Genomic DNA, 6,686 nt, shown 5'->3' with positions numbered 1-6,686 from the left:
CGTTTTTTGTTAAAAACGGATCTTCTTTAAAAGGTGTTTGATTTTTTAAGTCAGTATAAATCTTTTAAAAATCAATGGCGCGGCCTTTAATCTTCCAGTTTCCATAGTGTGAAAGGTCTTTGCCGTCGTGCCCCTTTTAAAAGGGTTTGTTTTCATTTTATTGCAACTATGCCTTTAAAAGCTTTTAGAGAGAAGAGTGATTGTTCTCCGTTTTTTGTTAAAAACGGATCTTCTTTAAAAGGTGTTTGATTTTTTAAGTCAGTATAAATCTTTTAAAAATCAATGGCGCGGCCTTTAATTTCCCAATCTCCATAGCGTGAAGGGTCTTTGCCGCCACGTCCACCATTTTCTAGAGGTTTTTCTTCATTTTTTTCATGTTTACGTCTTTCTTCAGCTTCGTTGAGCGCGCGTTGTGCTGCAGGAGAGAGGAATTGCTGTTTATCAACAACGGTTGTATTTTGTTTGCTTATTTTCTCATCTTTTTGATTCATTTTATACCTATTCCATTGAAGAAGTAGAAAGAAAACCCCATCATATAACATTAATTGTGTTTGATCATGGAGTTTTTTGAGTAATGAATATAATGCGGACGGCCATGCTTTTGGGTTTTATGACTACTCTTTTTATGGGAGTTGGTTATCTTGTTGGCGGGGGGAGTGGCATGGTCATTGCACTTTTGATGGCAGCCGGCTTAAATTTCTTTTCTTATTGGAATTCGGATAAAATCGTTTTACGTATGTATGGTGCGCGTGAAGTTGATCAGTATTCGTCACCAGTTTATTATAAGATTGTAAGCGATTTAGCCAGGAAAGCTGCTCTTCCTCAACCAAAAGTTTACGTTATTGAGAGTTCTCAGCCAAATGCTTTTGCTACAGGGCGCAATCCTCAAAATGCAGCTGTTGCTGCAAGTACTGGGTTGCTAGAGCAGTTAAGTGTAGAGGAAATTGCTGGTGTTATGGCGCATGAACTGGCACATATTGAGCATCGTGATACGTTAACAATGACCCTGACCGCAACGATTGCAGGGGCGATTTCTATGCTTGGTAATTTTGCTTTTTTTATGGGTGGATCGCGTCATTCTTCAGAAGAGCATTCTCATGGTGTTGGGGGAATTGGGGGACTTATTGCTCTACTTGTAGCACCTTTTGCTGCGATGCTGGTGCAAATGGCGATTAGTCGCACGCGTGAATATGCGGCTGATCGACGGGGTGCTGAAATATGTGGTAATCCTTTATGGTTGGCTTCAGCATTGGGTAAAATTGCGGGCGGTGGGCATACGGTCTACAATGAAGAGGCAGAACATAATCCAGCAACAGCACATATGTTTATTATCAATCCTTTAAGTGGTGAGGGAGCTGATAGCCTTTTTTCTACCCATCCAGCAACGGCAAATCGTATTGCTGCTCTTTATCGACAAGCAGAAGAGATGAAGGGAGAAATGGTCAAAAATATGGGATGGAGTGAAGAGGGTGGTTTGCATGGAAAAGGCAGGGGCTTACATTATAGAGACCTAGATCATGATGTGCAAACCAGTGTATCCGATGATCAAGAAAGGAGTACTTTTCAGCGTGTTACAAAACGTCCTTCTTGGCTTCGTTATGAAGATTCAAAAAGGCCTTAATCATAGAGCTCTTAAGAGAATAAAGGTGTTGTTTTGAAGCACGAGAAGGCGGAGCGTGTGTCCGAAAAAATTGTTCCAGGGCTAGCTGTTCGGCAGGTTTGTGTTCGTCTTTTAGGGGCAGTGCTTGATAAACATGCATCTCTATCTGGTTTAACAGATAATGAATATGGACATCCACAATATGTAGGGCTTTCACCTCGAGATCGTTCATTGTGCCGAGCTATTTTGGTAGCGGCCTTGCGTCATCGGGGGCAGATTACAGCGGTTTTGTCGCGTTTTTTAACTCGTTCTTTACCACCACAGGCACTTTCACTACAGCATCTTTTGCATATCGGTGTGGCACAAATTCTTTATCTTGATATTCCCGATCATGCTGCGATTGATTTAGCGGTGCGTGTGGCTAAACTTGATCCACGTATGCGCCGATTTTCAGGGATGGTAAATGCTTTGTTACGCAATGTTGCACGTGAAGCGTCTGTATTGCGTCAACAAACTCCTACCATTGAAGGAGTTCCGGTATGGTTTGGACAGCTTTTGGTTTCAACTTATGGAAAAGAAAAGGCTGAACAGATTTTAGCAATTCAAAATGCTCCACCCCCTCTCGATTTAACAGTCAAGTCTGATAGTGTTGGCTGGGCTAAACGCCTTGGGGGCGTTGTTTTGCCCAATGGGTCTGTTCGGTTGAGCAGTTTGGATTGTGCTGTTTCTGATTTACCAGGCTATACAGAGGGCGCTTGGTGGGTTCAAGATTTTGCTGCGGCGTTGCCTGCGTGTTTACTTGGGAATATTCAGGGCAAACAGGTTGCTGATCTTTGTGCAAGCCCTGGAGGAAAAACAGCACAATTGGCTTTGCAAGGCGCTTATGTGACAGCTGTTGAACTGTCTGCTAATCGGTTAAAACGTTTAAAAGCAAATATGGAGCGGCTGCATTTTTCAGTTTCTACTTGGCAGGGAGATGTGAGGGATTTTCATCCCCAACAACTTTTTGATGCTGTTCTTCTTGATGCTCCTTGTTCTTCTACAGGAACGATACGTCGTCATCCCGATATTTTATGGACGAAATCGATGGATGATATTGTCAAGTTGGCAGCATTGCAATATGACTTGCTTTTGGCGGCAATTGCTTTGGTGAAGAAAGAGGGACGCATTGTTTTTTCCAATTGTTCATTGGCAAGCGAAGAAGGTGAAGATCTAATTGAGAAAGTTTTATTAGCACGTGATGATATTGTTTTAGAACCTATTTCTATCGAGGAAATAGGCACTATGGCGCATTTGCTCTCTGCTAAGGGAACCTTGCGTACAACGCCTGCGGATTTTTGTCATCGAAGTTTTGATGCTGAAAGAAGCGCGTTGTTAGGAATGGATGGTTTTTTTGCAGCACGCTTGCGAAAAGTGGCTTAATTAACGCTTCATTTACTCAAATGTCCGAGATTGTGCACGATTCAGGGTGTACGGAGATGAGATCGTGGCGGTTGCGATAAAAGGTCCTCAGGTAAAAGCATTGGACTTTGTGTATAGAGCACAACAACTTATACGGCGTTTATGGGTTGGTCCACTGTTTCGCTGGCGGTTTTCGGGGTTTCGTCCCCATAAAATTTTAGCGCATCCCGTTGATTTGCATTTAGCTGATCCGATGATGGCGCACGAATTTTATCACGGTCGTTTTGCTTTTGCTGGTCATATTGTTCATGCTGGCGCTTCTTCACCTTTTTCGCTGGTTTCTCCAACGCCAGAATGGGAAATGGCTCTCCATGATTTTCATTGGTTGCGACATATGGCAGCAGCGGAGAGTGATTTAGCTGCGGCACATGCGCGTTCTCTCTTAGAAGATTGGCTCGACCATGGTGGCAAAAAAGTAAAAGGGATTGCCTGGAGTGCTCCGGTGGTGGCACGGCGTTTAATTTCGTGGATTTGTCATTCGAAAATGTTGTTAGGGGGTGCAAGCGAGCGGTTTGAAAAGCGCTTTTTGCGTGCACTTGGTTTCCAATTTCGTTATTTGCGCATAACGATTTGTAGTATGGAAAACAATGATCAACGTTTACAAGCCGCAGCAGCTTTGACCTTTGCATCTCTTGCTTTGCCGGTTTCTGCGGCAATGAAAAAAAAGGTGCAAACGCTTCTCATAGAAGAGCTTTCACGTCAGATCCTCGTTGATGGCGGCCATATTTCGCGTAGTCCTGTCATTTTGCTCAATTTATTATCAGATTTATTGTCTTTACGTCATCTTTTTATGCGCAGCAATGAAACAGCACCACGTGTTCTCATTGATTCTGTGGAGCGTATGTTGCCAGCTTTGCGGTTTTTTATCCATGAGGATCAAACATTAGCGTGTTTTAATGGGGTTGGTCCTCTTGCTCCAAAACGTTTATCGGCACTTTTAGAGCTTGATGAAACAGCAGGGCATCCTTTTAGTTATGCACGTTATTCAGGATTTCAGCGTTTACAAGCTAATCAGACGACAGTGCTTGCAGATACAGGGAAATTTCCGCCACGCTCTGCTGCAGAACACGCTTGTTCGGGCTGTTTGTCTTTTGAAATGTCTTCAAAGGGAAGCCGCTTTATTATCAATATGGGTGTTAATCCTTATGGGCGTGAGGAATATCGGCACTTGGGGCGTGTCACTGCCGCACATTCAACAGCAACAGTTAATGATTGTTCGGTAGGTATTTTTCATCAAAAAAAGCTGAATGGCGCTTCTTTTTTGCTTGAGGGACCAACGGAGGTTAAAGTGCACCGTATAGAGACTTCAGAAAAAACTGGTTTTATTGCGAGCCATAATGGTTATATGCAACCTTTTAATCTTGTGCATGAGCGCGGTCTTATTTTAGCGACAAATGGGGAAATGATCGAGGGATTTGATCGTTTTTTTACGCCAAACAAAGAATTCTCAAAAAGAAATAAGACAGCGCAAAGTGAGCAAAATAATGTTGCTGTTCGGTTTCATCTTCATCCGCAAGTGAAAATCAACTATGATGGCAAACGTGTGTGTTTAGCTGTGGGGGATGGGCAAGTGTGGTATTTTATATCGCCTGACGCTGATATTTGTCTTGAAGATTCGATTGATTTTACTACACTAACAGGACCGCAACGGACACAACAAATTGTTTTGTATTTTCGCCCTGCATTACAGGAAAAAGTTCGTTGGCGCTTTATCCGCCGGTCGTTGGAGCAATGATTTGCTTCATTATATACAGGTACGGCGTTATTATATCCGGATAAGTGAAGAGCTATTCTTTGTTGTTAAAAAAAGAAGCTTTGCCCTTTCTGTGTATTTTAGTAATGGTGTGTGCTATGAATTCACAAGTTTATTTTGCTTGATTTTAACCATTTCATTTTTAGGATTCTTCTTATGGGTGTAGTTGCAAAGAATTTTCCCATACCTGATCTTCATCGGGTTCGTCGTGTTCTTCTTTCTGTATCTGATAAAACGGGTGTAGTTGCGTTTGCACAAGCGCTTCATACTTACGGTGTTGAGTTGATTTCAACAGGGGGAACAGCCAAAGCCTTAATGGCAGCTGGTTTACCGGTAAAAGATGTTGCTGAAGTTACAGGATTTCCAGAAATAATGGATGGACGTGTTAAAACACTTCACCCCTTGATTCATGGTGCTTTATTAGGAGTAAGAGAGAACCCTAGCCATAAGGATGCTATGGAAAAGCATGGTATCCATGGAATCGATCTTTTGGTGGTGAATCTTTATCCTTTTGAAGAGAGTTCTCAGTCTGGAGCTGATGGACAAATAATTCTTGAAAATATTGATATCGGTGGGCCGGCGATGATTCGCGCTGCGGCAAAGAATCATGCTTATACCGGTGTGGTAACAGCAGTAAGTGATTATGATTTGGTTCTCGCTGAATTGAAGCAGTATGATGGGTCTTTAAGTTTTTCTATGCGGCGTCAGTTAGCGATGCGTGCTTATGCGCATACGGCTGCTTATGACACGGCGATAGCGGCGTGGTTTGCAAAGGATTTAAAAGTTGAAACACCATCTTGGCAGAGCTTTTCTGGTCATCTTGAAAGTGTTATGCGCTATGGGGAAAATCCGCATCAACAGGCAGCATTTTATCGCAATAGTGAAAAACGCTTTGGTGTTGCTACAGCTAAACTTTTGCAGGGCAAAGCGCTCTCTTATAACAATATGAATGATACAGATGCAGCATTTGAACTTGTGGCAGAATTTGATCCCCAAAAGACAGCTGCTGTTGCTCTTATTAAACATGCGAACCCTTGTGGTGTTGCAGAAGGATGGAGCTTGAAAGAGGCTTATTTGAAGGCGCTGATGTGTGATAATGTGTCCGCATTTGGTGGGATTATTGCGTTAAATCAAACCCTTGATGAAGAGTGTGCTGAAGAAATTATCAAAATTTTCACGGAAGTGATTATTGCTCCTGATGCAACAATGGGTGCACGGGAAATTATTGCAAGGAAAAAAAATCTTCGTTTTCTGATAACAGGTGGTTTACCTGATCCACGTTGTGGAGGTCTTATTGCCAAAACTCTTGCGGGTGGAATCTTAGTGCAGTCGCGGGATAATGTGGTGGTTGATGATCTTAAACTGCAAGTGGTAACAAAACGGGCACCAAGTCAGGATGAAATGCGTGATCTTCGATTTGCTTTTCGGGTAGCTAAACACGTTAAATCAAATGCTATTGTTTATGCAAAAAATAGTGCAACAGTTGGAATTGGCGCGGGTCAAATGAGTCGTCTTGATTCAGCTAGAATCGCTGCGCGTAAGGCTGAAGAAAGTGCACAGAGGGCAGGTTTAACAGAATCTCTCACAAAAGGGTCGGTGGTTGCATCGGATGCATTTTTTCCTTTTGCAGATGGCTTGTTGGCAGCAGCTGAAGCCGGTGCAACGGCGGTGATTCAACCAGGTGGGTCAATCCGTGATGAAGAAGTAATTGCGGCTGCTGATGCGCATGGTTTAGCGATGGTCTTTACAGGTGTGCGGCATTTTCGCCATTAACGGATTTTTATGAGTGCATCTTTCGAATGAAAGAAGCTTCTTATGTTTTAGGTGCATATCTGTTATGAAATTATAACAAAACTCTTTTTTATAATTTGC

Annotated in this window: 5 protein-coding genes; 4 read left to right on the top strand and 1 reads right to left on the bottom strand. The window is 42.7% G+C overall.

What is annotated here, in order from left to right:
* Window positions 1-272: 272 nt before the first annotated feature.
* Window positions 273-491 carry a DUF1674 domain-containing protein gene (locus HNQ69_RS03605; protein ID WP_183228726.1) on the bottom strand — a complete coding sequence of 73 codons (219 nt, stop codon included), beginning with the start codon at window positions 489-491 and terminating at the stop codon, window positions 273-275.
* 83 nt (window positions 492-574) lie between these two features.
* Between HNQ69_RS03605 and htpX the strand changes: the two genes are divergently transcribed.
* The 4 genes from htpX (at window position 575) to purH (ending at window position 6,587) form a co-directional block, all read left to right on the top strand.
* A complete protein-coding gene (gene htpX / locus HNQ69_RS03600; RefSeq protein WP_183228725.1) occupies window positions 575-1,621 on the top strand; it encodes a zinc metalloprotease HtpX in 1,047 nt (348 codons plus the stop codon).
* Window positions 1,622-1,654: 33 nt separating this feature from the next.
* Entirely contained in the window at window positions 1,655-3,022 is a 1,368-nt protein-coding gene (locus HNQ69_RS03595) for an RsmB/NOP family class I SAM-dependent RNA methyltransferase (RefSeq protein ID WP_183228724.1), read from the top strand.
* 64 nt (window positions 3,023-3,086) lie between these two features.
* Window positions 3,087-4,796: a heparinase II/III domain-containing protein gene (locus HNQ69_RS03590; protein WP_183228723.1), complete on the top strand. Its 1,710-nt coding sequence runs from the start codon at window positions 3,087-3,089 to the stop codon at window positions 4,794-4,796.
* Window positions 4,797-4,970: 174 nt separating this feature from the next.
* Entirely contained in the window at window positions 4,971-6,587 is a 1,617-nt protein-coding gene (gene purH / locus HNQ69_RS03585; protein WP_183228722.1) for a bifunctional phosphoribosylaminoimidazolecarboxamide formyltransferase/IMP cyclohydrolase, read from the top strand.
* Window positions 6,588-6,686 lie beyond the last annotated feature (99 nt).

The sequence above is a fragment of the Bartonella callosciuri genome (assembly GCF_014203215.1).
Classification (GTDB): Bacteria; Pseudomonadota; Alphaproteobacteria; order Rhizobiales; family Rhizobiaceae; genus Bartonella; species Bartonella callosciuri.
This window is presented reverse-complemented; position numbering and strand designations above follow the sequence as displayed.

Bases quoted from the DNA above. Each gene is read 5' to 3' on its own strand.
- HNQ69_RS03605 (WP_183228726.1), bottom strand. From the start codon at position 491: ATGAATCAAAAAGATGAGAAAATAAGCAAACAAAATACAACCGTTGTT.
- htpX (WP_183228725.1), top strand. From the start codon at position 575: ATGAATATAATGCGGACGGCCATGCTTTTGGGTTTTATGACTACTCTT.
- purH (WP_183228722.1), top strand. From the start codon at position 4,971: ATGGGTGTAGTTGCAAAGAATTTTCCCATACCTGATCTTCATCGGGTT.